This is a genomic window from Pseudodesulfovibrio sp. 7M6 (assembly GCF_050058625.1).
Taxonomy (GTDB): domain Bacteria; phylum Desulfobacterota; class Desulfovibrionia; order Desulfovibrionales; family Desulfovibrionaceae; genus Pseudodesulfovibrio; species Pseudodesulfovibrio salinus.
Map to the genome: position 1 here is coordinate 3,370,582 of NZ_CP188816.1, position 25,257 is coordinate 3,395,838.

At 60.8% G+C, this 25,257-nt stretch carries 25 protein-coding genes; 14 read left to right on the top strand and 11 right to left on the bottom strand.

Translation table 11 applies throughout. The features are described 5' to 3' along the window. Positions 1-140 precede the first annotated feature (140 nt). From ACI0FG_RS15775 to ACI0FG_RS15800, 6 genes are all read left to right on the top strand, one after another. Positions 141-341, top strand: coding sequence for a FeoB-associated Cys-rich membrane protein (locus ACI0FG_RS15775; RefSeq protein ID WP_419785961.1), 201 nt, complete (start codon positions 141-143; stop codon positions 339-341). Further along, positions 341-1,186 (top strand): DUF4198 domain-containing protein, encoded by an 846-nt coding sequence (locus ACI0FG_RS15780; protein ID WP_419785962.1) that lies wholly within the window; start codon positions 341-343, stop codon positions 1,184-1,186. Before ACI0FG_RS15775 ends, ACI0FG_RS15780 begins: the two co-directional genes overlap by 1 nt. A 111-nt stretch (positions 1,187-1,297) precedes the next feature. Beyond that, on the top strand, positions 1,298-1,738 hold the full coding sequence (locus ACI0FG_RS15785; protein ID WP_419785963.1) for a flavodoxin: 441 nt from the start codon (positions 1,298-1,300) through the stop codon (positions 1,736-1,738). Positions 1,739-2,005: 267 nt separating this feature from the next. Further along, entirely contained in the window at positions 2,006-2,245 is a 240-nt protein-coding gene (locus ACI0FG_RS15790; RefSeq protein ID WP_419785964.1) for an HMA2 domain-containing protein, read from the top strand. Further along, positions 2,242-2,592, top strand: coding sequence for a hypothetical protein (locus ACI0FG_RS15795; RefSeq protein ID WP_419785965.1), 351 nt, complete (start codon positions 2,242-2,244; stop codon positions 2,590-2,592). Before ACI0FG_RS15790 ends, ACI0FG_RS15795 begins: the two co-directional genes overlap by 4 nt. A gap of 88 nt (positions 2,593-2,680) precedes the next feature. Next, complete coding sequence (locus tag ACI0FG_RS15800; protein WP_419785966.1) at positions 2,681-2,905, top strand: hypothetical protein; 225 nt, start codon at positions 2,681-2,683, stop codon at positions 2,903-2,905. A gap of 90 nt (positions 2,906-2,995) precedes the next feature. Here the strand turns inward: ACI0FG_RS15800 and ACI0FG_RS15805 are convergent, their stop codons facing one another. The 11 genes from ACI0FG_RS15805 to ACI0FG_RS15855 form a co-directional block, all read right to left on the bottom strand. Further along, entirely contained in the window at positions 2,996-5,086 is a 2,091-nt protein-coding gene (locus tag ACI0FG_RS15805; protein ID WP_419785967.1) for a heavy metal translocating P-type ATPase, read from the bottom strand. Further along, positions 5,083-5,817 (bottom strand): FeoA domain-containing protein, encoded by a 735-nt coding sequence (locus tag ACI0FG_RS15810; protein WP_419785968.1) that lies wholly within the window; start codon positions 5,815-5,817, stop codon positions 5,083-5,085. The genes ACI0FG_RS15805 and ACI0FG_RS15810 overlap by 4 nt, the downstream gene beginning before the upstream one ends. After that, positions 5,801-7,948: a heavy metal translocating P-type ATPase gene (locus ACI0FG_RS15815; protein WP_419785969.1), complete on the bottom strand. Its 2,148-nt coding sequence runs from the start codon at positions 7,946-7,948 to the stop codon at positions 5,801-5,803. The genes ACI0FG_RS15810 and ACI0FG_RS15815 overlap by 17 nt, the downstream gene beginning before the upstream one ends. A 3-nt stretch (positions 7,949-7,951) precedes the next feature. Continuing rightward, positions 7,952-8,191, bottom strand: coding sequence for a hypothetical protein (locus ACI0FG_RS15820; RefSeq protein WP_419785970.1), 240 nt, complete (start codon positions 8,189-8,191; stop codon positions 7,952-7,954). 3 nt (positions 8,192-8,194) lie between these two features. Continuing rightward, positions 8,195-8,596, bottom strand: coding sequence for a YtxH domain-containing protein (locus ACI0FG_RS15825; protein ID WP_419785971.1), 402 nt, complete (start codon positions 8,594-8,596; stop codon positions 8,195-8,197). Positions 8,597-8,613: 17 nt separating this feature from the next. Further along, a complete protein-coding gene (locus tag ACI0FG_RS15830) occupies positions 8,614-9,108 on the bottom strand; it encodes a hypothetical protein (RefSeq protein WP_419785972.1) in 495 nt (164 codons plus the stop codon). A 32-nt stretch (positions 9,109-9,140) separates the two neighbouring features. Then, positions 9,141-9,692 (bottom strand): hypothetical protein, encoded by a 552-nt coding sequence (locus ACI0FG_RS15835; RefSeq protein WP_419785973.1) that lies wholly within the window; start codon positions 9,690-9,692, stop codon positions 9,141-9,143. Positions 9,693-9,712: 20 nt separating this feature from the next. Next, positions 9,713-10,027, bottom strand: coding sequence for an HMA2 domain-containing protein (locus ACI0FG_RS15840; RefSeq protein WP_419785974.1), 315 nt, complete (start codon positions 10,025-10,027; stop codon positions 9,713-9,715). Between the two features lie 3 nt (positions 10,028-10,030). Then, entirely contained in the window at positions 10,031-12,253 is a 2,223-nt protein-coding gene (locus ACI0FG_RS15845; RefSeq protein WP_419785975.1) for a heavy metal translocating P-type ATPase, read from the bottom strand. A 667-nt stretch (positions 12,254-12,920) separates the two neighbouring features. Then, positions 12,921-13,475 carry a hypothetical protein gene (locus ACI0FG_RS15850; RefSeq protein WP_419785976.1) on the bottom strand — a complete coding sequence of 185 codons (555 nt, stop codon included), beginning with the start codon at positions 13,473-13,475 and terminating at the stop codon, positions 12,921-12,923. Between the two features lie 11 nt (positions 13,476-13,486). After that, positions 13,487-13,948, bottom strand: coding sequence for a hypothetical protein (locus tag ACI0FG_RS15855; protein WP_419785977.1), 462 nt, complete (start codon positions 13,946-13,948; stop codon positions 13,487-13,489). Between the two features lie 115 nt (positions 13,949-14,063). On the opposite strand from ACI0FG_RS15855, the gene ACI0FG_RS15860 reads away from it, so the two are divergent. The 8 genes from ACI0FG_RS15860 (at position 14,064) to ACI0FG_RS15895 (ending at position 25,256) form a co-directional block, all read left to right on the top strand. Further along, on the top strand, positions 14,064-14,522 hold the full coding sequence (locus tag ACI0FG_RS15860) for a hypothetical protein (protein WP_419785978.1): 459 nt from the start codon (positions 14,064-14,066) through the stop codon (positions 14,520-14,522). Positions 14,523-14,536: 14 nt separating this feature from the next. Continuing rightward, the gene (locus tag ACI0FG_RS15865) at positions 14,537-15,313 is read left to right on the top strand and encodes a GGDEF domain-containing protein (protein WP_419785979.1); all 777 of its coding nucleotides are present in this window, start codon (positions 14,537-14,539) and stop codon (positions 15,311-15,313) included. A gap of 83 nt (positions 15,314-15,396) precedes the next feature. Continuing rightward, positions 15,397-18,429, top strand: a complete 3,033-nt coding sequence (locus tag ACI0FG_RS15870; protein WP_419785980.1) for a PAS domain S-box protein — start codon at positions 15,397-15,399, stop codon at positions 18,427-18,429. Positions 18,430-18,518: 89 nt separating this feature from the next. After that, the gene (locus ACI0FG_RS15875) at positions 18,519-21,020 is read left to right on the top strand and encodes an EAL domain-containing protein (protein WP_419788405.1); all 2,502 of its coding nucleotides are present in this window, start codon (positions 18,519-18,521) and stop codon (positions 21,018-21,020) included. Positions 21,021-21,096: 76 nt separating this feature from the next. After that, complete coding sequence (locus ACI0FG_RS15880; protein ID WP_419785981.1) at positions 21,097-21,351, top strand: hypothetical protein; 255 nt, start codon at positions 21,097-21,099, stop codon at positions 21,349-21,351. A 315-nt stretch (positions 21,352-21,666) separates the two neighbouring features. Further along, positions 21,667-23,763, top strand: coding sequence for a hypothetical protein (locus ACI0FG_RS15885; RefSeq protein WP_419785982.1), 2,097 nt, complete (start codon positions 21,667-21,669; stop codon positions 23,761-23,763). A 24-nt stretch (positions 23,764-23,787) separates the two neighbouring features. After that, positions 23,788-24,261, top strand: coding sequence for a hypothetical protein (locus tag ACI0FG_RS15890; protein ID WP_419785983.1), 474 nt, complete (start codon positions 23,788-23,790; stop codon positions 24,259-24,261). Positions 24,262-24,263: 2 nt separating this feature from the next. Continuing rightward, on the top strand, positions 24,264-25,256 hold the full coding sequence (locus ACI0FG_RS15895) for a phage tail fiber protein (RefSeq protein WP_419785984.1): 993 nt from the start codon (positions 24,264-24,266) through the stop codon (positions 25,254-25,256). Position 25,257 lies beyond the last annotated feature (1 nt).

Consider the following 25,257-nt stretch of genomic DNA (forward strand, 5'->3'; position numbering starts at 1 on the left):
GATGCCTCCCCTGCGGACTCACCCCGGCGCAGTCGGGAAGAAGCTGTGAGCACGTTGCTCGATGTGTCGCCACGGTCGTTGGTACAACGGCAATATTTCGCGGTTAGCCGCAGCACTCAAATCCTAGAATGGAGGGGGATATGGATACGATCATAGCTCTTGGCATCATCGCCATAGCCTGCATTTTCGTTTTCAGGCGGGTGTACACGCAGATGAAGAACAAGAAGGCGGGCGGCTGCGGTTGTTCGGGCGGGTGCGCCACGGATTGCGCTTCAGCGCCCACGGGGAAGTGCGGCTGCGGCCAGGAAAAACACGGCCTAAGCAAGAATAAGGAGGAATGATGCGACGTTGGGGAATCGGATTGATCGGGCTATTGGCCCTGCTTTTTGTCGGTGTCGGTGCTGCTTCGGCGCACTCACTGTACATCGAGTCCGGGCGACACCGGGTGGACGAAGGCAAGCGGACTCCACTCTTTTTCTGCTTTGGGCACCACTTTCCGGTGGATGACGGCGTGCGGGCGAACAAACTCGCCTTTGTCAGGGTTTACGGCCCGTCGGGCGCGGTTGACGAGCTGAAGCCCCGTCCGGAGACCGGGCTCCAGTCGCAAATGGTGACCTATGACAAGGCGGGAACGTATGTGCTCGCCGCCGAGACCAACCCCGGTTTCTACACCAAATGGGTGGATAAGAAAGGACGCGACCGCAGCACCATCAAACCCATGAGCGCCGTGAAGGACAAGGCGGACAAGATTCTCAAGTCGCTGTACAGCAAGCAGTACGCCAAGTCCTACGTTCGCTGCGGTCCGGCCAACGGGATTTTTCAGGCCCGTGTGGGCCTCGGGCTGGAACTCGTGCCATCACAAGATCCCACGACCCTCAAGCCTGGCGACACGTTGACGCTGAAGGTTTTCCGCGACGGTGCGCGTTATGACGGTCCAGGGCACTGGGACGCCACTTACGACGGTTTCTCCACCGAGTCTGAGGACCTTTACCTGCCCGGCGGAGATATGACGGGTGATACGGTGAGTATTCCGTTGGACAAGGCGGGCCGGTGGTTCATCCGCTATTACGTCAAGACGGACGCGCCTGCGGACAAACAAGGGGAGTATCTCCAGATGAAGCAGACCGCCACCCTGGTGGTGCTCGTGCCCAACGAGCGCAGGCGGCCGAGAAAGGGGACCCACTGATGGTGCCTTGCCCGTCCGTGTCGGAGAAGGGGGGCGTCCGCGTCCCCCGGCTGTGTAGGCGGCGGCCTCAGGCCGCCTGAACATAGCACTTCAACCAAACGAGGTAACGCAATGAGCAAGGCACTAATCGTATTCGGTTCCACCACCGGCAATACCGAAAGCGTGAGCGACGAAATTGCAAAGGTTCTGAAGAACAAGGGCCACGATGTGGAGATTCGCAACGCCTCCGGAGTGACCGTGGAAAACCTGGCCGACGGGTTTGACGCGGTTTTGCTCGGCAGCTCCACCTGGGGCGATGAGGATATCGAATTCCAGGACGATTTTGTTCCGATTTATGAGAATCTGGAACAGGCCGGACTGAAGGGACATAAAGTCGGCGTGTTCGGTTGCGGCGATTCCTCCTATACCCACTTCTGCGGGGCGGTGGATGCCCTGGAGGAAAAGGCGGAATCATTGGGAGCCGAGATCATGGGCGACTCCCTGCGCATCGACGGGGACCCGGACACCGGTGAGATCACGGCCTGGGCCGAATCCATTTCTTCAAAATTCTAATCCTTTTTGAGAGTCGCTGCCCGGCGGCTTTCAAATCCCCTTGGGGCGGCAGGCGATTGCCGCCCCTTTGTGTTGGTTGCCGGTGCGGGGCTTGCCCTTTTTCGATGGCCTCTCCCCTCTTTTTCGGCACCACAGCGGGCACGATATTCGACAAGATTTTATTTGAGAATGCGTATCAGGCTCGCAGTTTTACGCTGTTTGAGACCGGCGTATACTGACTCGCGTACGGGGAATTCCCGCACAACCAATGAAGTGGAGGTGGCAACGGTGAGTCGGTTGTCGGTACGGCATGCGCAGGAGGGACGGATTCGATTTCGGGTCCCGGCCGCGCGCAATGAACAGACTGCATTGCGGATCGAGCGTCGGTTGAACGAAGTGAAGGGCGTGCGTTGGGCGCGAGTCAATGTACGCTGTTCCGGCGTGGTGGTCCGGTATGACAGGACCGTTCTTTCGGGAAATGACGTGATGGCGTTTATGGCGGGATTGGCCGTGGAAGGGGAAGCGTGATGGATTTGCACCTTATTTGCGGTTTGCGTTCCCACATTCGTGTGGGCAGTCACGTGCCTGGCAAACTCACGCTCAAGATCGGTCTGAGCGTCATCGCCGACCCGAAGGTTATCGACTATGTCAAAGTCAACGGATTTGGCCCGCCTCGCGATTTGGACATGCCGGGTGTGAAGCGGACCCGGTTCAATCCCCTGACGCGGTCCATGACCATGGATTACGATCAGGACGTCATTGAACCCAAGCTGCTGCACCGGCTGTTCGTCTGCCGGGACGAGGCCGAGTTCGAGGAAGTGGCCTCCCGGTTGGCGGATGCATGTCATGTCGATTTGAACGCTTTTCGCCAGTAACAACGGCAAAGTCTTTCACCCACCGACCCGGTACGCAAGCCGGGTCCCAAACCGCCGGGGTCGACCCCGGTCGAACAAGGAGAATGCCATGAGTCTCGGAAAGGTCGCCATATTCGCGGCAGGAACAGTGGTCGGCGGTATTATCGGTTACGTGGCAACCCGGTCCAACGTGGCGGAAAAGGCCACCAAGTCCGCCATCAAGGCGGGCCTCAAGGCCAAGAATTGGACCGTGGAGAAGTATGACAAGGCCAAGGATGGCGTGACCGCAATGGTCAAGGACGCCAAGAAGGACGTGCAGGAAGTGGAGGCATAGCCCGCTTCCGATCTCTTTCAAGGCGGGCGCGGGAGCCCCGCGCCCGCTGGAAGCGTTCGGCCCCGTCGGTGTAACCGGCGGGGCCGATCTTCATGGGGAGACCTCGCGCGACGCGGCGAGGGCAGCCGCGCCAAGGAGGACAAAGGTATTGGCGTTGTGCATGGCGGCGGCCACTGTCGGAGAGAGGTGTCCGGCGGAAGCCGCAAGGAGCAGGCCTATATTGACGCCGACACCTTCCGTAAAGCATTGGCGAAGAATGTTGTCCGCGCGCCGGGCGATACGGTGGACGGCGGTCAGACCATCAAGCGAATTCCGGGTGAGCACGATTTGCGCCGAGTCTCTGGCCAGTCCTGTCGCTCGCGACATGCAGATGCCCACGTCCGCGGAGGCAAAGGCCGGCGCATCGTTGATCCCGTCCCCAACCACGGCGACGGTGAATCCCTCCCCTTTGAGTCGGGCGACTTCAGCGGCCTTGCCTTCGGGTGTCAGCCCGGCTTGAATCTTGTCCAGCATCGGGAGTTCGGCGGCCAGCATTTCAGCGGTAGCCGCATGGTCGCCTGTAAGCAGAATGATCTTTTTTACGCCATTCTCGCGCAGGTCCTTCAGCACACGGTGCGCCTCGGGTCGAAGCGTGTCGCGCAGGGCTGCCAGGCCGATCAGTCGTTCATCTTTTGCCACCCAGACCAGGCTTTTGCCCTCCCCTCGGAAAGTCTCAGCCTGCGGGGCCAGGGAGCCGCAATCGATGCCGCAGTCGTCGCAGAGAAAATGGCGGCTGCCCACGCGAATCAGCGCGCCGCCAACCGTCCCGCTTATGCCGTGGGCCACGGAACGGTCGGTGTGTTCTGGGGCGGGAACGGCGAGCCCCCGCCGGTTTGCCTCGGCCAGGATGGCCCGACCTATGGGATGCCCTTGCCGGTCTTCCACGGAGGCGGCCAGACGGAGCAGATCGTCTTTTCCCATCCCTTCCACAGGATTCAGATCAGTGACGGAAAGATCTCCGCGAGTCAGGGTGCCGGTCTTGTCGAAGACCACGGCATCAACGACGCCCAGAGTTTCAAGCCCCCGGCCTGTCTTAATTATCGCCCCTGCCCTGGATGCGGCGTGCATGGAGGTGCGGACCACCACCGGAGCGGGGAATTTGACGGCGCAGGCAAAATCCACAGTCAGGGCGGAGAGGGCCCGGTTCAGATCGCCGGTGGCCGCGTACAGGGCCGCCCCCAACCCCAGGGTGACAGGCGTGAGGGCATCGGCCAGTTTGGTGCTGCGGACCTCGGCAGAGGACGGTTCGGCCGCGGCGCGCGCCATGAGGGCTGCGATACGCGCCATGCTGGTTCCCTGTCCGGTGCGGTGCGCCTTGATGCGCAGGGTCCCCTCGATAATGCCGCTGCCAGAGACCACAGCATCGCCTGGGGCAACGTGGACCGGCGCGGCTTCACCCGTGATGGAACTCAGGTCCAGTATGGCCTCGCCCTCGACTATCTCACCGTCCACGGTGAGGACTTCACCTTGGCCGCAGATCGCGATGTCGCCGGGAACCGGTTCATTGAACGGGACGCAAATTTCTCGTCCGTCGCGCTCCACCCTCACCGAGTCCACGGGGTCGGCCACCAACCGACGCAGCAGGGCGTTGGACTTGTCGTCGGACATGGTGCGCAGGTATTCGCCGAGTACAACCATGGCCGAGATGGACGCCGCCGTGGTGAAATCCGCGCGTAGCAGGCTGACGCCGATGGTGGTCATGTCCAGCACGCGAGCCTTGAGTCCTTCGTTGATAAGGGTGTCCGCACCGCGTAAGACATGCGGCAGGCCCATGGCCGTCCCTGCCACGGCCTGTACGGGCAGAGGCGTCAGAGGGAGCAGCGCGGCGGCCGCGCCGGTGGTTGCGGCGTCGATCAGCCGTTGTCGCGGCGCCGTCCGTACCATGCCGGAAAAGGCCTTGCTCGGAATCCTTGCCATGGCGTCGATCAGCGCGGCCCGATGTGCGGTGTCGCCGTCGTAATACAGAACGATCGTTCGACCTGCGGGGTTGACCCGCGCCTTGTCCACGCCCGGCAGGTTGGCCAGCCAGGCCTCCAGCCAGTCGGGGCGAAGTCCGGGATCAAGGAGACGGTTCCAGCGCAGCCGGATGCGGTGTGAAGTCTCGTGGACCGGATGCGGTCCTGAAGCGGGAGCGGTGGTCACCGCGTCGCCTCCTCTTCTTCGTAGGAAACCACGATGTTGTCCGCCTGATCGCTACGCAGGTAGACCCGCAATCCGCTGGGCCCGGCGATAACGCAGCGGTCACGGCCCGGCATGCGGTAGCTCGGCGCCTCCCCCACCATTTCCAATAGCAGCACCGAGCCGGATTCAATGCCCAACGCATTGATGGCGCGTTGGGCACGGTGTCCACCGATGATGGTCTCGACAGTGAAATTCTGTCTGGCCTGGGCGTTGGCGAACTGGCAGTGAACTTCACCCATGTGGCCCAGGATTTTTGCGGCCATTCCTTCGGCCATGCGCACCCGTCCACGTCCAGCAACCAGAGCTGTGTATTCCATAGGCGGCAACACCCGGATCAATTCGATGGCGTCGTTTTCGGCCAATCCCAGGGCGGCCATGCCGTTGCGCATGGCTTCGCCCGCATTGACGTATTCCACGTGTCCCCGGTCTCCGGGCCGCATATCTATGAGCGGCAGCATACGGCCGTCGTCCAAATGGGCCATGACCTTGCCGCCCATACCGCCGCCGAGCACGACCTCGCCCTTGGGACCGCGCACGCGCACGGTTTTCAGAGCTACATCCTCATCCATACGGGTAATGGTGTCGCCTACGAACAACCCCATGCGGCCCATGCGCACTTCCAGATGCTCGTCGGAAATGCTGAATATGGTCAGTGACGATCCGGTGGGCGCGTCGTTAAGGGGTGCGTACATGTACTTCCTCCCCAAGGGGCTGATTGACTATTTTGTATGAATTCGGCTGCTTGCGGCAGGCAGCTCCGGCGTATCCGACAATGCTGAGGGTCGAGGCGTTGTGCAGGAAGGCCGAGGCTACAGGTGAAAGATAGCCCAGGGTGGCCCCCAGCAGCACGGCGGAGTTGATTCCCACCGCTGCCTGAAAGGAGCGCTTCAGAACGTGGCGCGTGCGGTCGGCCACATCGCGGGCCACGGCCAGCAGCCGGAGGTCGTCCTCCAGCAGCACCACCTGAGCCGATTCCCGGGCCAAATCCGCTCCGCCAGGCATGCATATGCCCACGTCCGCGGAAATCAGGGCCGGTGCGTCGTTTACTCCGTCCCCGGCAAAGGCCAGAGAATGACCCGCGTCCTTGAGGCGCTGGACAATGGCGGCTTTGTCCTCGGGCTTGAGTTCCCAGTGGACTTCGTCGATGCAGCCGAGGTCCGAGGCGATGGCCTGAGCAGTATCCTTGTGGTCGCCGGTGAGCATGACCACGGTCGAGACCCCGCGCTTTTTGAGCATGTCCAGGGCTTCGGCGGCTTCAGGCCGCAGTTCGTCGCGCAGGGCGATAACGCCCAGAATCTGGCCGGAACGGGCTACATAGAGGATGGATTTGCCCTCGGCACGCAGGGCGCGGGAGCGGTCGCGAACCGGCGAGCAATCCACGCCTTCGTCGTCCTCCAGAAAATGGCGGCTCCCCACCAGCACGCGTTCGCCCGCCACATAAGCGGATACGCCGTGGGCCACGATGAAGTCCACTTGGCTGATGGGCGGCAGGTCGAGACCGCGCTCCCTTGCTTCGGCCACCACGGCGCGGGCCACGGGATGGGCATAGTGTTCCTCGGCCCCGGCGGCCAAGGCAATCAATCCGGCAGGGTCCAATCCATTCAGGGGTTGGACATCCGTGACCTGAAGATTCCCCTTGGTCAGGGTGCCGGTCTTGTCGAAAACAATGGTGTCGATGCGCGAAAGGTTGTCCAGCGCCTGTGCGCCCTTGAGCAGCACACCGCAGTGCCCGGCCGTGTGCATGCCGGATTTGACCGCCACGGGATTGGCAAGCTTGATGGCGCAGGAGTAATCCACGGTCAGAACCGACGCGGCCCGGCTGACATCCCGGGTCAGGGCAAACAGGCCCAGGCCCAGGGCAAAGGTGACCGGCACCAGCTTGTCGGCCAGTTCGTCGGACCTTTTTTGGGAGGCGGACCGGCTGCGCAGGGAATTTTCCAGAAAACGTCCGATGCGGGCCATGGAGGTCTCGCTGCCCACGGTGTTGGCCGCGATCTTAATGCGCCCGTCCTCGACGACGGCTCCGGAGAGCACCTCGTCCCCTTCACCGACATGCACGGGCAGAGATTCGCCGGTAATGGAGCTCTGATTCAGGGCGGCGTCGCCGTCCACGACCACGCCGTCCACGGGCAGAAGCTCGCCCGGACCGCAGATGACCAGATCTCCCACGGCCAGTTCCTCGAAGGGAATGCGGACCTCGCTGGCGTCCCGCTCTACGGACACCTCCTCCACCTGGGGGCGGAGCAGGTTCTTGAGCAGATCGTCGGACTTCTTTTCGGTCCAGTATTCCAGATAACCGCCCAGCCCGAGCATGGCCACGATGGCGTTGGCCGTAAAATAGTCACGCCGAAGTAGTGAAAAGCCCACCGCAGCAGCATCCAGCACCTCGACCTTGACTCCGTCGTACAGCAGGGTGTGCAACCCCTTTGCCAGAGTCGGCGCGCCCAGCAGCCAACTGGCCGGAGCAGCTGCCGGAGCCGGGACGAACGGGGTCAGGGCGGCCACCGTTCCCTGGCCGGCCACGGCCAGTGCGGAGACCTCAACCCTGGCGCCCCCCCCCGGTGTGTATACCTCCGGCGGCAGATGCTCCAACAGGTTGAGCACGCGGCCTCGCGTTTCGGGGCGTCCGTCGTGAATCACCACCACGGACGCGCCCCACCGATTGGTACGCACTTCTTCGACACCACGCAGGGAGCCGAGCAACGCCTCCAGATAGGAGATGTCCAGGGCGGGGTCGAAGAGACGGCGGCTGCGCAGTCGCATACGTCCCTCGACCTCGTGGACCAGGGTAAAGGCCGGAGCCTTTTCCACGCTTGTCGGCATGGGCTAGGCCCCTCCAGACGGTTTTCGGGTATATAGGGAATAGTGCCAGTAGGAGAACCCGACCAGGGCAAAGCCGGACCACAGGTGGACCCGCTTGAGGTTCTCGGTCTTATTGGTCTCCATCAGGCCGGTGGCCACCAATATGCCGAGGGATGTCGCCATGCCCGCCTTGGCCAATGTTCTTTTGGTGGTAGTCGAAAGCCCGATGGTTCCGGACTTACCGGATTGCTTGTCGTCAGCCATGGCCTAGTCCTCTTGGCTAAGTTCGGCTTTGGCGTCCTGGACCTGTTCCTTGAGTTCCTCCACACCGCCCTGAAGGGCCGCCCACGCCTTGACCGCACCCGAGACGACGGCCTTTTGCACCGTGGGGTTGGTCACAACCAAAGCTGCGCCCACGCCCAAGGCTAATCCTTTGAGGTAGTCCGCGTCTGTAAAGGCGAACCAGGAACTGATGGAGGAAGTCGTGGCAGGCTGGACCGGAACCGAGGAAACCGGGGAAGCGGACGGTGCCGCCGCTTGAGCAGTTGCCGTGCCGAACTGATTGGCGTCCTGAAAGTAGTAGGTGGGATTTTGCGGATCGCGGGAGTAGGCCCCCTCGGCCGAGGATGTACCCGGCTGGGGTTGGTTCACATAGTAATGATCGCTCATGGGTAGTTCCTTGCGAGTTAGGCCTTTTCGGCGGTTTCAGGTTCGGACGCCTTGGAGGAAACCTTTTCCTTGGTGGTTGTTTTCCGTGCGGCTTTTTTAGCGGTCGCCTTTCCGGTAGCCGTCTTTTTGGCTGTGGGCTTCTTGGCTGCGGGCTTGGCCGGAGTCGTGGTCACGCCCCCGGCAACAGCCTTGACCGGCGCGGGCTTTAGAACGGAATCCAAGGCGTATTTGATGCCCACGGCCACGGCGGCAACGCCGACGGTGGAAAGCAGAGGCCCCAGGCTTAGGGCAGAGACCACGGCCACGCCCGTTCCTGCGGCGATAGCGGTGGACCCGGCTTCGCGCGCTGCATCGCGGGCCACGTCTTCCTTGGTTGCCTGTCCGTTTTTCACCTGCCGGATACCCTTGGCTGTTGCGGTGGTGGCACCAAGAATCGCGCCGAAGGTGGCCGCGCCCAATATGGCACCGCCGATGGCGGCCGTCTTGGGCGGAGTGGGATATTGCTTGGTCATTAAAAAAAATCTCCTTGTGCTTGCGATGTCGGTTATTCGTCGTCCAGGGTGACTTGTTCACCCTCGGGATCGCGTTCGCCGAACATGGATCCGGCCGAAGCGGCCAGCCCGGCCAGCGCGCCTTTGACCGTATCGTTATTGAGCAGGACCACGGCTGCCGCGCCTACCAGTGCTCCCTTCCAAAAATCGCCGCCGGTTTCGGCAAAAAGGCCGAGTAGCTTGTTTGGCTCGACATCGCCGTTCATGACATCGGTCATGACACCATACATCTGGCCTATTTTGTTCTGATCGAATTTGGGCTGCGTGTTTTCAGGGATGCCCTGACCATAAAGACCGGACATATCCTGCTGAGGGGCCGCCTGGGCTCCGGCCTGCGGTCCCATGGCCTGGCTGCCCATTTGCCCCCCCGCAGTCTGTTCGGCACCGGCCGTTGGCTGGGTAGCCTGTCCTTGCATGGACTGCCCCTGTACGGGCACGAATCCCACACCAGGCTGGAATTGATAGTAGCCTCCCGCCTGGGGTTGGGCGCCCTGCGGCGTCTCACCGCCCATCGGGCTTTCCTGGGGCTGGTTCATGTACTCCATTTCACTTCTCCTCTTGGATGTCAGGCCGCAGTCACGGTCTCAAGTTCCGCAGCCAGTTGGTTGAAACGTTCTTCGTCAAGGGTGGTCAGGGCCTCATGCAATTTTTTGGGGTCGATGACCGTAGGATCGTATTCTATGATGATGTTGCGGGTGAGCTTGTTGATACGCACGTCATGAATGCAGGCGGGCTTGCTGCGCCCTTCAGATGCCTCCCGTACCGCCTTGGCGCGTGGGTCGGCCAGCAGGGCCAGCCCGAACTTGATGCGGATACGGCCGGGAACATGGTGTTGGATGGTGAGATATTTTCGCAGGGACATCAGATCACTGAAATGCATGAATTACTCCTCGACACCGGCGGGCAGGGCCGGGAAGGTTGGTTCGTAGCGCAGCAGGCGGGACGAGTTGGCCAGTACGCCCAGTGAGTGCACGATGTGCAGCAGCCCGGCCATGACTGGGGAGAGCAGTCCGGCAGCGCCCAGAGCGACCCCCGCCAAGTTTGACCCCGTAGCTATCCAAAAGTTCTGGTACACGACCTTCATGGTCTCCTGGCCCAGACTTTGTACGTACGCCAGCCCATTGAGATCGTCGGTGATAAGGGCGATGTCCGCAGCTTCGATTGCCACTTCCGATCCGCCCGCCCCCATGGCCACGCCCACGTCTGCACGGGTCAGAGCCAGGGCGTCGTTCACCCCGTCTCCCACCATGATGACGGAAGCGCCACGCTCCTGCATGGCATCGACGATAACGGCCTTGTCCTCGGGCATGATCGAAGCATGGACCGTTGGAATGCCGAGCTTGCGGGCCAATTCCCCGGCGGTGTTGGGCTCGTCGCCGGTAATTAGCACCACCTCGCGGATGCCTGAGCTACGCAACCGTTCCACAACGGTACGGCTTTCCGGGCGGGTGAGGTTATCGAAGGCGAGCAGGCCGAGCAGTTTCTTGTCTTCAGCCACATAGAGCACGGTGCGTCCCTGGCGCTTGAGCGGCGCGGCTTTGCGACCGGCCGGGGCCACGGACACGACGTATCGGTCCATGAGCCGTCCGTTGCCCACCAGGATTTCATGACCGCCGACCTCGGCGCGCATCCCCATGCCAAGGAAATATTCGCAGACCGTATGCGGCTCGGCTTCCACCTTCCGCCGGTCCGCCTCCTGCTTGATGGCCTGCGCCAGGGGATGGTGGTTGTGCATCTCTACAGATACGGCCCGCTGCAGCAGCCGCCCCTCGTTTGTTTCGTTCAGGGGAACGATGCGGGCCAGTACCGGTTCGCAAGTGGTCAGGGTGCCGGTCTTGTCAAAGCAGACGGTATCCGCTCCGCTCACGCCCTCCAGGTATCGGCCGCCTTTTATCAGGATGTTCCGCCGAGCCGCCGCGCTCAAAGCCGCGCTGATCGCCGTGGACGCAGCCAGCACCGTTGCGCATGGGCAGGCCATGACCAACATGACCGTGAACGCCCGCCACAGTGATCCGGTAAACAGCCAGGTTCCGGCCGTAACCACGAAACCGACTTTGACCAGGGTGGCGGCCAGTCGGTCCGCCACGCCTTCGATGGGCGCGCGGTTTTCCAGCGAGTCCTCGACCATGCGCAACATTCGAGCCAGATAGGTGCGATCGCCCACGCTACGGGCCTTAACGTAAATGACTCCCTGACGTACGAAGGTTCCGGCCAGGACGTCATCTCCCGCGCTTTTCGGCACGAAGTCCGCTCTTCCGGTGATCGGGGCTTCGTCCATCAGCGCCTCGCCGTCCACGATCTCGCCATCCACGCAGACCTTTTCACTGGTATGCAGAACCACGATATCGCCGGGCATCAGGTCGGCCACCTCCTTTTCCACCTCCACGCCGTCCGCCAGGACGAATGTGTGATGCGAGGAGACTTCCAGAATCCGGCTGATGGACTTGCGCGAGCGTTCGGTGATCCATGCCTTGAGCAGCTCTGCACCCGCGTTGATCCACAGGATTTCAAAGGCGGTCAGGGCCTCGCCTGCGAACACGGCGGCCACGCAGCTTGCACCGAGAAACATCTCCAGGGTGAATCGACGATCGCGCAGTTGTTCGGCGGCTTGCCGAAAAAGCGGCACGGAAAAGATGATGGCGGCGATGCCCACCGGACTCAGCGCGGTCTGGGCCACCCCGATGCCGAGCAGAAAGGATGAGGCGACTACGCCGCCCAGGACCACGCTGATGGCAGTGAATCTGCGTAAGGCCGGTTTGACCGGATCGCATCCCTTGCGCGTCACCTCGCAGGCGTTGCATCGGCACATCGCAGAGCCGCATTTGGGCTCGCCCGCTGCACAGTCCTGCGCTGCGGTGATTTTTTCCAGCAAGTTGCGCAATGCCGTTTCAATCGTACTGGCGTCTCCGGATTCGACTTGGTAGCGGACGGTCAGACTGGCGCATTTGATGTTGGGCCGAACAGTCTCCACAAAAGGAAGGACGGTCAGGCCGGAACTCAGCCGTTGGGCCAGTTCCTTGTCGCGGCGCAAGGGGTGGATTTTGAATCGCACCCGGCCGGGGATGGAGTGCTGTATGGCAATGGTCTGTTTCACGCATTTTGGCATATATTGGTCCATAAGGGGCTGTAACGTGTAGTTTGATATCGGCTGTACTTCTCCGAACGTCTGGCCAAAGGGATTATCATTAGCCTGCCGGATAAGGACTTCGCCACCTTGGCGCATCCTGCGGATAGGATGTTGATAGTGAAAATGGATTTCATTGTCATCATCTTTTTGCAGAAATTGTCTTGGTTGTGGCTGACAGGCTCTTGTCAGCTATCTAAAGATCGTCGGGGCTGGTAGGCTTTTATGTTGTCCTCAGGGCATTGCTGCCTTGAAGCCTTGACCCGCGCAGTGTGGACTGCCGCGGATCTTTCGCCGTATAGGAAGGTGGCGATATTCAGAAGGGTTTAGCGTTTACCCTTCCCTTGGGTAGAGCCTTGAATTTGGCCATGAAACCAAGGTACAGAACACGCATTGTTTGGGCGATACGCGGTAATGACTGAAATGTATTAATCCGTTCCTGAAATTACCGAAAACCATCGAGGACCACCGCAGTTTTCCTCAATCTAACCAGATGCCATGATTGAAAAATAAGGCTGTGGCAGCTTTTAGAAACGTGGTGGGTACACTTCTCAAGGCCGATAGCCTTGAGCGAGTCCAGGGCAGCGCCCTGGCCGTCGGAGACGCCCCGTCGGCGAGGCACCCCCCGGGCGGGCCGCCGGATGCCCGCCTACAGCTGATTGCAGACCGAAGGCACGGCTTCGGACATGAGGCCGCGCAGGGCTTCGGCGAGGATCTCGGATTTGGTGCCGTAGCCCGGCAGAACAACGTCTTCCACTTCGCTGGCGAATTTTTCTGAGCGCACGACCTTGCCATCCCGCTTGACCTTGATTCGGACGGCAACGTTGCCTTTCCAGGTGGTGGTGCCGGTCTGGTTCAGGTCCAGGGCCAGGACTTCGCCGGTTATGACTGGCGTATCGTCCTCGGGCAGGGTGGAGGTACGATACTTCACGTCGCACCCGGCGGACTTGAGCTCGTCGAACAGAGCCCAGCCGACCCAGTCGGACACATTGGACAGCGACTCGACGCTGAGGCCGGAATTATTTCTGCCCAGGCGGGTGGAGGGACGGTCATCCGTAAACTTGTAGACAACAGCCTTGCCGCGGCAGCCCATGGGCGCGGGGCCAAGGGCATAGGTCAGCTTGACCATGTCGCCGGAGGCGGCGCAGGCGGCAATCAGACCGAGCAAAAGCAGGGCAAAAGAACATTTGAGCATATTTCGCATGGTGTTACTCGTCAGATTTCATCGCCCTCTGGTTTGGGCGACGTGGTTTCCTGTTTATCCAGTTCGTGTTCCATCTTGTCGAGAAGTTTTCGGGTAATGGCAAGCAAACGGTCGAGGTTTTCCTTAACGAACCCCTTGGCTTTGGCATCGAGTTCCCGATCCAGCCTGTCGGACTCGGACTCCTTGCCCTTGGCGGAATCCTCGGATTTCGCCGGGGGCGCCACAGCCTCGCTCCGGTCCCTTTCCAGCTCCAGAAGCGAACGAATGGTGGCGAGGTTGGTACGGATCAGCGCCAGTTCCTCCCGCAACGATTTCTCACTGGTGCGAGCTTCGCTCCGAAGGGCCTTTACCTCGTTTTCCAAGACGCCCAGACGCTTTTCCGTATCCGACGGCGTGGAAGAGCACCCACCGGCAGGGAGCATGGAAAGGATCAGAGCCATGACCAGAAATAGATGCAATGGTTTGCGTATCATGGTTTAATGCTAGCATAGACCTCTCGCCCCTGACAATCCGCGTCTTGATTTTACGTGGCAAGTCCGTACAATAATGGGGTTGAGTACAGTATAGCATCCACGAGGAACCCGACGCATGAAACAGCTTCGCATTTTCCTGGCCGCAGCCCTATTCCTGCTGTTCGCCTCGGCGGTCTTTGCCGGGGACTATACATCCGTTCCGGCCCCGGACAGTTTCCGGGGGCTGAAATGGGGCACACCGCTTGCGGACATCAAGGGCTTGATGCCCGTCAAGAAGTCGGGATTTCACGACACCTATTTTCGCAAGAGCGAACGGCGCACCTTCGGCGATGCGGACATCGACTCCGTGGCCTATTACTTCCGCAAGGACAAGCTGTACCGTGTGGGCGTGGCCTTTACCGGCCGGGCCAACCATTTCCTGATCAAGGAACGGCTCATTTCCATGTACGGTCCCGGGCGGGGCGTGGGAACGCGCTACGGCTGGATGTGGCCAAAATTCTCGGTGGAGTTGGACTTCAACGACAATGCCGGCAGCGGAGCCCTGTATTACACCTATGAAGGGGCCGTACAGTGAGCAATGAGTCGGCCATGGGTAACGATCTTCGCTCCACACAGCGGCTCAAGACGAAGTACAAGTTCTTCTACGTCCTCAGCCTGATCGCCCTGGCCTTTCTCTTTTGCGCCAATTTCGGAATCATCTATACCCTGATGGTCACGCCGCCCGAGGATCCGGGTGCCCTGATGAAGTTTGTCTACATCATCATGGTGGCCGGGTTTTTCATTTTGTCCGCACAGGCGCTGCTGGTCTTCACCCGTTTCGTCGCCATGCTCGGGCGCGAGTGCTCGGCCATGGAAGAGATGAGCGACAAGCTGGGCAAGCTGGCGGTCATCGACGACCTGACCAAGGTCTTCAACCGCTACAAGTTCGAGACCGTGGCCGAGCGTGAGCTGGAAAACGTCCGGCGCTACCATTCCAGCCTCTCCGGCATCATGTTCGACATCGACGACTTCAAAACGCTCAACGAAGAACACGGCTACCGGACAGGCGACAAGCTGCTGGGCAGTCTGGCGCAGTATGTAAACAGCAAGCTGCGGAGCACGGATTACGTCTTTCGCTGGCGCGGGGGCAAGTTCATCATCCTGGCGCCGCACACGGAGTTGGACAAGGCTGCCATCGTGGCGGAGAAGCTGCGCCGGATAGTCAGCCATAAACTCTTTGGCGGCAAAATCCGCCTGACACTTTCCCTGGGCGTTATCCAGGGCCGTGAGAGCGACACCACGGAATCATTCATCCATCGCATACAGTCCGCCCTTACCGAGGCCAAGGCCAAAGGCAAGGACCGGGTGGTGGTTTTGCGCGACTGAGAATTTCCCGACCCGCAGCGGCCTTCGGGCGGCTCCGGCAAATCGGCACCTTTTGACAGGCCGCATGGGCCAACCGGAGGCACATGGCGAAAACGACCAGGGAATTCTTCAAATTTTTCGGGCCACTAGCTCTGGGAATCATTGTTATTGCCGCATGGTTCATCCATAGCCGGACGCAATCACACAAGGAAGATATCGCCCTGCGCCAGGTCAACATGGTCGGCCAGACATCCCGCATCGTTACCACCATCATAGCCTCCTGCCTCGCGGATACCCGGTTCCTGGCCAGGGTCACACTGCACGCCCTGGAAAGACACAGTACCCGTTTCTCCATATTTGAGCTAAAGCACATCTTCATCGATTTTGCCGCCAGCAGACCCAATTATTTCCAGATCCGCTATCTGGATGAAACCGGACATGAGGTCATCCGGGTGGACCAGTACGGCAAAAACCCGATACTATTGCCGGATCAAGCCCTTCAGGACAAATCGAGCCGCTATTATTTCAAGGAGGCGATGCAGGCCCAATCCGATGATGTGTATGTTTCCAACCTGGATCTGAACATGGAACACGGCAAGCTGGAGATTCCCCTGCGCCCCACCCTGCGCTTTTCCTGTCCGGTTATCGACCAGAAGGGCAAACGCCGGGGCGTAGCCATACTCAATCTGGACGCAGGCGCCCTGCTCGGCCAGGTGGCGCTGATGGCGTCCACTCCAGAGGCCACAACTCTCTTTTGCGATGCGGACGGGCACTGGTTCATCGCTCCGACCACCGAGGAGGCCTGGGGGCATCTGCTGGACCGTCAGGAAGCGATGATGGGGAACAAATTCCCGGATGCATGGAAGAAAATGACCGGCGAGGGCACCGGGCAGCTTTATACACGCAACGGCCTCTTCACCTTTGATACGGCAGGCGTTTCGCCCAATGCCATCATTCCGGGCAGGCAGGACAAAAGTGATCCCGGCGTCAAGGGATGGAAAATCGTTACCCAGGTCAAGCCGCGGGATCTGGCCCTCCCCTGGCGCAATATGTTCATTCTTTTGACGGTTCTGGGCATTCTGCTGCTGGGCATGGGGCTGTGGAGTTTCCTCGCCTTCCGCATACGCGAATCCGAGGCCACGGAACGTATGCGCGAAAGTGAAAAACGCCTTTTGGCCATTACCCGCACTTCAAGAAACGCCATCGTCATGGTCGATGCGGAGGACCGGGTCACCTATTGGAATCCCGCAGCCCAGGCGCTCTTCGGCTATGACGAAAGCGAGGCCATGGGACGGAAGATGCACACGTTCATCACCCCGGATTCCCTGCCCAACATGGCTATCCAAGCCTCCAACGCTGGACCAAGAGTGATGGAATTCGAGGTCCACAACAAGGAAGGCGCGATCATCCCGGTGGAGCTGACCCTTTCCCGGTTCAAGCACCTCGGCAAGTCCTACACCGTGGGTTTCATGCGCGACATATCCAACCGCAAGCAAAGAGAGCAGGCGCTCAAACACAGCGAAGAGACCGCCCGCGCCCTGCTCAATGCGCCCACGGAAAGCGCCATGCTTATAGACAGGGCGGGCACTGTCCTGGCCATCAACGAAGTGGGCAATCTCAGACTGTGCGGGGAAAGCTGCCAGGCAGTGGGCAACTCCCTGTTCCGATGGATGGACGACGAAGTGGCCCGCCCATACCGCGAGGCCATTGCCTGGATGCTCTCCACAGGCGATGCCACCGAGTTCGAAAGCCGTTACAGGGGCAGGCAGTATCTGGTTAATGCCTATCCGGTCATGGGTGAGCGCCAGATAGTGGACAGCATCGCCCTGTATGTCCGCGACGTGACGGAACAGTACAAGGCTCAGGCCGCCCTTCGGCATTCCGAGCAGCGCTTCCGGGATATCAGTGAAGCGGTCGGCGAGTTCATCTGGGAAACCGATCAGCAGATGACATTCAGCTTTGTCACCGACGACTCGGCTCAGGTGCTGGGCTACGCGCCCGAGGAACTGCTTGGCTCGAGCATGGAGATTCTCATCCCCGAGGCATTTCGAGCCGATTTCCACATCTGGCAATCCCAGGTCATGGATGGCGTCCAGAACTTCAACAACGTGGAAATGCAGACCCAGACAAGGGACGGCAGCCTCATCTGGCTCAGGATGAGCGGCGTGCCCTATTCGGACGAATCGGGATTTCTGGGCTACCGCGGCGCGGCCATGAACATCACCGAGGCCAAACAGCAGCAGGAGTCCATCAAGACCAGCGAGCGCAAACTGCGAGCCCTGGCCGAGTCCGCCTATGACGCCATCGTCATGATCGACAACCTGAACCGCGTCTCCTTCTGGAACCATGCCGCCAGCAAACTCTTCGGCTACAGCGAGGAGGAAGCACTGGGAAAGGACGTGCACGATCTGATATCCCCATCCACGAGAAAGAAAGGCGAGGCCTCAAGCCTGCCGCCTCTTTCCCTGCTCGAACGACCGGCGGTAACAGGCGAAATCCGTGAGGTGGAGGGGGTGGACAAGGAGGGCCATTCCATTCCGCTGGAACTTTCCGTGGCGGGTTTCCGTCTGAACGACCGTCGCTATGCCGTGGCCACCATCCGCGACATTACGGAGCGCAAGGCCACCGAAGCCAAACTCCGGGAACTGGCTACCACGGATGCCTTGACAGGGTTGGACAACCGCCGTTGGTTCATGGAGCAGGCAATGGCGGAATTCTCCCGCAGCCGCCGCTACAATCGCGCCCTGGCCATGTTAATGCTGGACATCGACCACTTCAAGAACGTCAACGATACCCACGGACACGACGTGGGCGACCAGGTGCTCAGTTCCCTGGCAGGCATAGTGGTGGGTGCCCTGCGCGAAGCGGACATCCTGGGCCGACTGGGCGGCGAGGAGTTTGGCGTCCTCCTGCCGGAGACCTCGCGCGAGGCGGCGCTGGACGTGGCCGAAAGGGTGCGCAAGGCAGTGGAATCCACCATCATGCGGACCAGTGCGGGAGAAATCCGAATCACCATCTCCATCGGCGTGGCCGTCATGAACGAAAAGACGACTTCGGTGGAAACGCTGCTCAAGGATGCGGACGTAGCCCTCTATCAGGCCAAGGAAAACGGACGCAATCGGGCGTTCATCTCCTGAGTCCCATCCCGCTTCACTTTTTTCCCATTGCACGATATCGTGAATACAAAGGGGGGACCGGTTCGCACGGGTGAACCGGCACAGTGTCTATGTACATCAGCCGACTGAAAAAGCTGCTCAAGCATACACCGTTCAGAATCCTGCTGCCCACCACGATAATGATCGTGCTGTTGGCCGGTACGGTGTTTCTCTACCTGCTGCCCTCCCTGCAGACGGCTTTCATGAACTACAAAAAGCAGAAAATCAGCGAGTTGACCGGCGCTGTGATCAAATCGCTGAGCCACTTGGAGCAGCAGGTCCGCCAGGGGCACCTCACCGAGGACGAGGCCCGGCGCTCGGCCAAGGAAATGCTCCGCTCCATGCGTTACGGTCCGGAAGGCAAGGACTACTTCTGGATCAACGACACCACCCCGAAAATGATCATGCATCCCTACCGGACCGACCTGGAGGGCAAGGAACTCTCCGGATTCCGAGATGAAAAAGGCAAGCTGATCTTCAAGGAATTCGTCCGGACCGCGCACAGGCAGGACGGCGGTTTCGTGGACTACTACTGGCAGTGGAAGGACAGGCCGGGACAGATATCCCATAAGATGTCCTATGTCCGGGAATTCCACCCCTGGGGCTGGATAGTCGGCACCGGCATTTATGTGGACGACGTGGCCATTGAGATCCACAACTACCGCAACCGACTGGCGGCCATATTTCTCGGCGTACTCCTGATCATCTCGGCTTTGCAGTTCTATGTGCTGCGCCAGTCCGCGTTGAACGAGGAGCGCCGGGCCAAGGCCCAGTCGCAACGGGAACGGCTTGTTCTGGCCTTGCGCGCGGGCGAGGAGCGCTACCGGACCATTGCCGACTTTGCCTATGACTGGGAAATCTGGATAGGCATCGACGGCAGCGTGCTCTATTGCTCCCCCTCCTGCGAACGGATTACCGGCTACCCTCCAGAGGCGTTTTTCGAAAAGCCGGGTCTTGTGCGCGAGGTCATCATTTCCGACGATCAGTCTGCATGGGACCGTTTTTTGAAAGATGCGGAGAGCGAAAAAGGGAATCATCTCGATTTCCGCATCCATACCAAGGAAGGCGAAACCCGTTGGGTCAACGTGGTTGGGCGGGGAGTTTCCGGCATCGGCATGAAGCCCCTCGGCCTCCGGTGCAGTTTCCGCGACATCACCGACCGGAAAAACATGGAAGAGCAGCTGCGGCATCAGGCCCTGCATGATCCCCTGACCGGACTGGCCAACCGCACCTTGTGCCAGGACCGTATCGGCCAGGCCATGCAGCGGGCCGCGCGACGTCCCCGCTACTATTTCGCCGTCATCTTTCTGGACCTCGACCGGTTCAAGGTCATCAACGACTCCCTGGGACACCGCTTTGGCGACATGGTGCTGTGCGAAACGGCGCGCCGACTGACCAAACACGTCCGCAGCCTGGACACCGTATCCCGGTTCGGCGGCGATGAGTTCGTCCTGCTCCTGGATGAGCTGGCAAGTCCCGGAGAGGCTATCCGCATCATCAAGCGCATCCGCAGCGCACTGGCCAAGCCCTTCACCTTTGGCGGCAATGCGGTGCAGACCTCGGCCAGTTTCGGCATCGTCCTCTCCCCGCTGGGGGATATCCGCCCGGCGGACGTGCTGCAAAACGCCAACATTGCCATGCATCGGGCCAAGGAGGCAGGGCGCAACCGGTTCAAGGTCTTCACCGAGAGGATGCTGGAGAGCGCCGTTGCCCAGCTCTCGATGGAAAACGACATGCGCACCGGCCTGGAGAACGGCGACTTTTATATCGCATACCAGCCCATCATGGACCTTTCCGGGGAAGACCTCATGGGGTTCGAGGCCCTGGCTCGGTGGGCGCACCCCACGCGCGGGTCGATACCGCCCACGGAGTTCATTCCTCTGGCGGAAGAAACCGGTTTTATCCTTCAGCTGGGAGAATGGGTGCTGGACAGCGCGCTCAAGGCCCTGTCCGAGTGGCGGAAGGACACCCCGGGGGCCGAGGGCGTCTACATGTCCGTCAATCTTTCGAGCAAGCAGTTCTCCCGCATGGAGCTGGACCGAGTCGTCCTCAATACCCTCAAACGGTATGACCTGCCGCCCAGCTCCCTCAAGCTGGAAATCACCGAATCCGCCCTCATGGACCACCCGGAATCGGCCGTGCGCATTCTCAACCGGCTGCGCGACCTCGGCATCCGCTTTTCCATCGATGACTTCGGCACCGGCTATTCCTCGCTTTCCCAGCTTCAGCAACTGCCGGTGGACACTCTCAAGGTCGACCGTTCCTTCATCGCACGCATGAAGTCCGATCCCGAAAACATGGAAATCGTCAAGGCGGTCATCGCCTTGGCCCATTCCCTGGACCTGGAAGTGGTTGCCGAGGGCGTGGAAGAACCGGATCAGGTCTGTTCCCTCATTGATCTGAAATGCGAAAGCGTCCAGGGCTTCTACTTCCACAAGCCGCTTTCCGAAGAGGATGCGCTCAATCTGATGCGGGCACGCATGTCGACCAATGGGGATTCGCCCCGGGCGCAAGTGGCCCGAGTCCGGCGCGACTGCCGGGAATCCGAAGACAAGCGGGAAAAGGAAGCCTGAGATCCGCCGTCGCCTCCCGGCAACTTATAATCGCCGCCCCTTGTCATTGTCCCTTGGGATGCTTACACTCCCGAGTATGAAGAAATTCGATCCCGAACTCCTGTACGTGGAATGCAGCCTGTGCGGCCAGCCTATTCTCTGGCGGCACGGTCTGACCTCGAAACTTCTGAAGATGGCGGGAATCGATCCCGCAACCCTGGACGAACGCTGCGTGATCATGTCCGAGGGATGCCCGTCCTGCATACCGGGCGAAACCTCCTTCACCACGCAAGTAATCCGGCTGGGCAAAGAAAAAAACGACGCCGCCGAACGGCACGCTGCCATAAACTAGACAGCGTCCCACAGACGGACAAGCGCGAACGCCCGTATCCCGCCATTGGCGGCGACACGGGCGTTTGCGCTTTTTTCCCTCTCCATTCCCATCTGAAGGACAGCCGATTCTCCTGTCGGTAATCCACCCTTCCCTTTCCGCATAACAACCTGCGCGGGTTCAACCATCCGACGCATTTGCCATTGCCTGTCAAGAGGCAATGTTGCGCCTTTTTTACCCGCTCGCATACCGATTTTACCCGTTTTCAACATGGCGCGAAAACCGGGTCTACACTCCTCCCCATACCCGGGCCTGCCCGGAAAAAAAGGAGGCGCCATGAGCATCGCCACCCCATCGCTCACCAATTTCACCGCCGGGGAGATCAGTCCCCGCCTGGAGGGCAGGACCGACCTGTCCAAGTACTTCAACGGCTGCCGCAAACTGGAAAACTTCCTCGTCCATCCGCACGGGGGAGCCGTCCGCCGCTCCGGCTTCCGTTTCGTTACCTCGGCCATGAATCCGGACAAGCCTGTGTTGCTGATTCCCTTTGAATTCAACGCAAGCCAGACCTACGTCCTGGAACTGGGAGAGGACGAGGAGGGACAGGGCCGGATGCGCGTCTTCACCGACCACGGCGTGGTGCTCTCCCCCGACGGATCGGAATACCGGAGGGACATCCCCTATACCGCGGACCAGTTCGAATCCCTGCGCTACGCCCAGTCCGCCGAGGTGCTGGTCCTGGTGCACCCGGCCCATCCGGTACGCCAACTTACGCGCGTGTCCCCGGACGACTGGGAGCTCAAGGAGATGGAATTTATCAGCCCGCCCGAGGACTGGAAGGAAGGAAACTATCCGGCGGCGGTCTGCTTCTTCGAACAACGGCTGGTGCTGGCGGCCACGCCGGAACGGCCCGGCACCCTCTGGTTCTCGCGCACAGGGGAGATGACCGACTTTCGCCTGCGCACCCGCGAAGTACCCTTGGACGGCTGGCGGGACCGGGAGATCGTCAACAGCTCCGGCGAGATGCGCGACGGAACGGCGGGCGACACCGTCCAGTTGCTGGACGGCGACGGCTTCGAGGCCTCGGACGGCCTGCGCGGCCAGCACCCGGACGGAACCACCCGGTACTACCGCTACAAGGGGGGGAAAAACTACTCGGCATCCGGCTCGAACCTGACCCTGACCTTTCAGGACTCGCCCGGCTCCAAGGGGCTGGAAAGCATCTGGGACGCGGAGGGGCGCCTCAATGAGGAATTCTGGGAATGTCTCAAGCCGGGCGACAGCACCGACGGACCGGCCGGGGAAGAGCCGTTGGACGACGACGCCATCGAGGTCACGCTATCCGGCCGCCAAGCCAACGGCATCGAGTTTCTGGTGCCACGCACCAAGCTCTGGCTGGGCACGGCGGGCGGCGAATGGACCATCTGCGGCTCCCTGAGCGCCGCAGTGACGCCCGCGACCATCAAGGCCAACCAGGAGGGCACCTGCGGGGCGTCCTCCACCCGCCCCGAGGCGGTCGGTTTCGCCACGCTGTACATCCAGCGTGCCGGGCGCAAGATCCGCGAAATGGCCTACAGCCTGGCATCCGACGCCTATGTTTCCCGCGACCTGACCATCCTCTCCGAACACATCACCGCCCCCGGACTGACCCAACTCGCCTGGGTGCAGGAGCCGGACTCCATTCTCTACTGCGTACGCTCGGACGGCGTGCTTGTTTCCCTTACCTACGAGCCGGACCAGGAGGTGGCCGCGTGGTCGCGTGTCGTCACGGACGGCAAGGTGGAAGGCGTAACCTCGGTCTTCTCGCCCCAATCCATGCGTGACGAGCTCTGGGCCGTTATCCGCCGACAGGTCGGAGGCAAGGAAGTCCGCTACATCGAGTACCTCGAATCCAACTTCGACGCCGACATTACCGAGGCCTTCTTTGTGGACAGCGGCCTGACCTACCGGGGAGAAGCAACATCAAAGGTATTCGGCATGGGCCATCTGGCCGGACGCAGCGTCTCGGTACTGGCCGACGGCGCGGTGCAGACGGACCGGGTGGTGGCCGCCGACGGCTCCATCACCCTGGACCGAGCCGCGTCCGTGGTTCATGCCGGGCTGCCCTATGTATCGAAGCTCCAGCCCATGCGCCTGGAGGCGGGCAACTCACGCGGCACTGCCCAGACCAAACAGAAACGCATCACCAAGGTGTCGGTACGCTTTCACGCCACCTTGGGCGGAAAGATAGGCCCGGACGCCGAGAATCTGGAAACCGTCTGTTTCCGATCTCCGGCCATCCCCATGGGCAGAAGCGTGGGCGCATGGTCCGGCGACAAGACCGTCAATTTTCCCCGGGGGTGGAACCGGGACGGCATTCTCACGGTGGTGCAGGACCAGCCTCTGCCCATGACCGTGCTGCTCATCGTCCCCACCCTCGTGATCAACGAATAATCCACAACCCAAAGGAGGAACATCATGGGTATGGACAGTGGAGGAGCCGCCGCGCTCCAACAGGGACTGGATATGACAAAGGACTTCCTGGAAAAGACCAGGCAACGGAATACCGAGTCAGACCAGAAGAATTTGGCCGAGGCACATGCCGCACTCTCCGAGCAGGGCGCCATGGGCGAGGCCTACGCCCAGCAACGGGAAGCGAAAAAAGCCGCTGCGGACTATCGCGAGCAGGCGGAGAAGAAACGTGCCTCGGCCCACGCCAACTGGGGATCGAGCGGACTGGCCATGAGCGGATCGAAACAGTTCATCCGTCAAAGCGGCCGGATGCAGGACCAACAGGTCGAGGACGACATCCTCTTCCAAGGCGACAGGGATGCGCAGTCCACACTGAAACAGGCCCGCAGCCGGGCCAATCTGACGCGCATCAACAACGGCGCCTCAGCCAATCGTTCCACCCTCGCCCTGGGTTCCAAACTCTACAAATACGGAGGTTAATCATGACCATAGCATCGACTGTCAGCAAAACGCTCTATTCCGGCAACGGATCGACAACATCCTTTGCCATCCCCTTTCCCTTTATTGAGGACCAGGACCTGGAGGTGGTCCTCTCGGACAAACACGGAGAAAGTGTATTGGTTATGGGCACCGACTACCAACTCTCGGGCAAGGGCAGCCCCGAGGGCGGGACCTGCACGCTGAACACGCCGCCCAAGACCGGGGAGACCCTGGTCATACGGCGCGAACCGGCTTTGGTACAGGAGGTGGACTACGTGGAAAACGACGCCTTCCCTGCCAACGCGCACGAGGCAGCCTTGGATAAGCTGACCATGATCTGCCAATCCCTGGCGGAGCGCTTGGACCGGACCATTTCCTTCCGCGTTTCCTCCGCCGTTTCCGGCATAGAACTCCCGGAACCGGCGGCAGGCCGGGTGCTGGGCTGGAACGGCGACGGGGACGACCTGTCCAACTTTGACCTGGCCACCTTCGGCGAAGTGGGCCTGCCCCTGGCCGTGAACCAGGGCGGCACCGGAGGGACCGATACATTCGAGGCCCTGAACAACCTCGGCTTCGGAACCACCGGTCGCAATGTTGCCTGGGCTGAAACCCCTGCAGCGGCTAGAGCGGCCCTCGGGGCGGAACCTGCGGACTCCACATTGCTCAAGTCCGAAGAGACCGCCCTGCTCAAGACGGTCTTCGGCGACGAGGCACTGAGTCATCTCGGGCCGGATCTCTCAGGGCTGATTGTAACCCGCAATCATGTGCTCTGGGCACTGACCGAGGACAGCGTGTTTTCCGAAGTATCCCTGCCCTACGACGGCACCTACATATTCCACATCTACCCAGAAGGTTTCAACCTTGCCCTGAGCACCGCCTATGCCAACGTTGCCAACGTCGCCAGCCCGGACGCATGGGCGGGGCAAATCCGCATCGTGGTGGAGCAGTTTAACAACCGCAAGCTTATCGTGTCCTTGCAAAATATTGGAGGCTAAC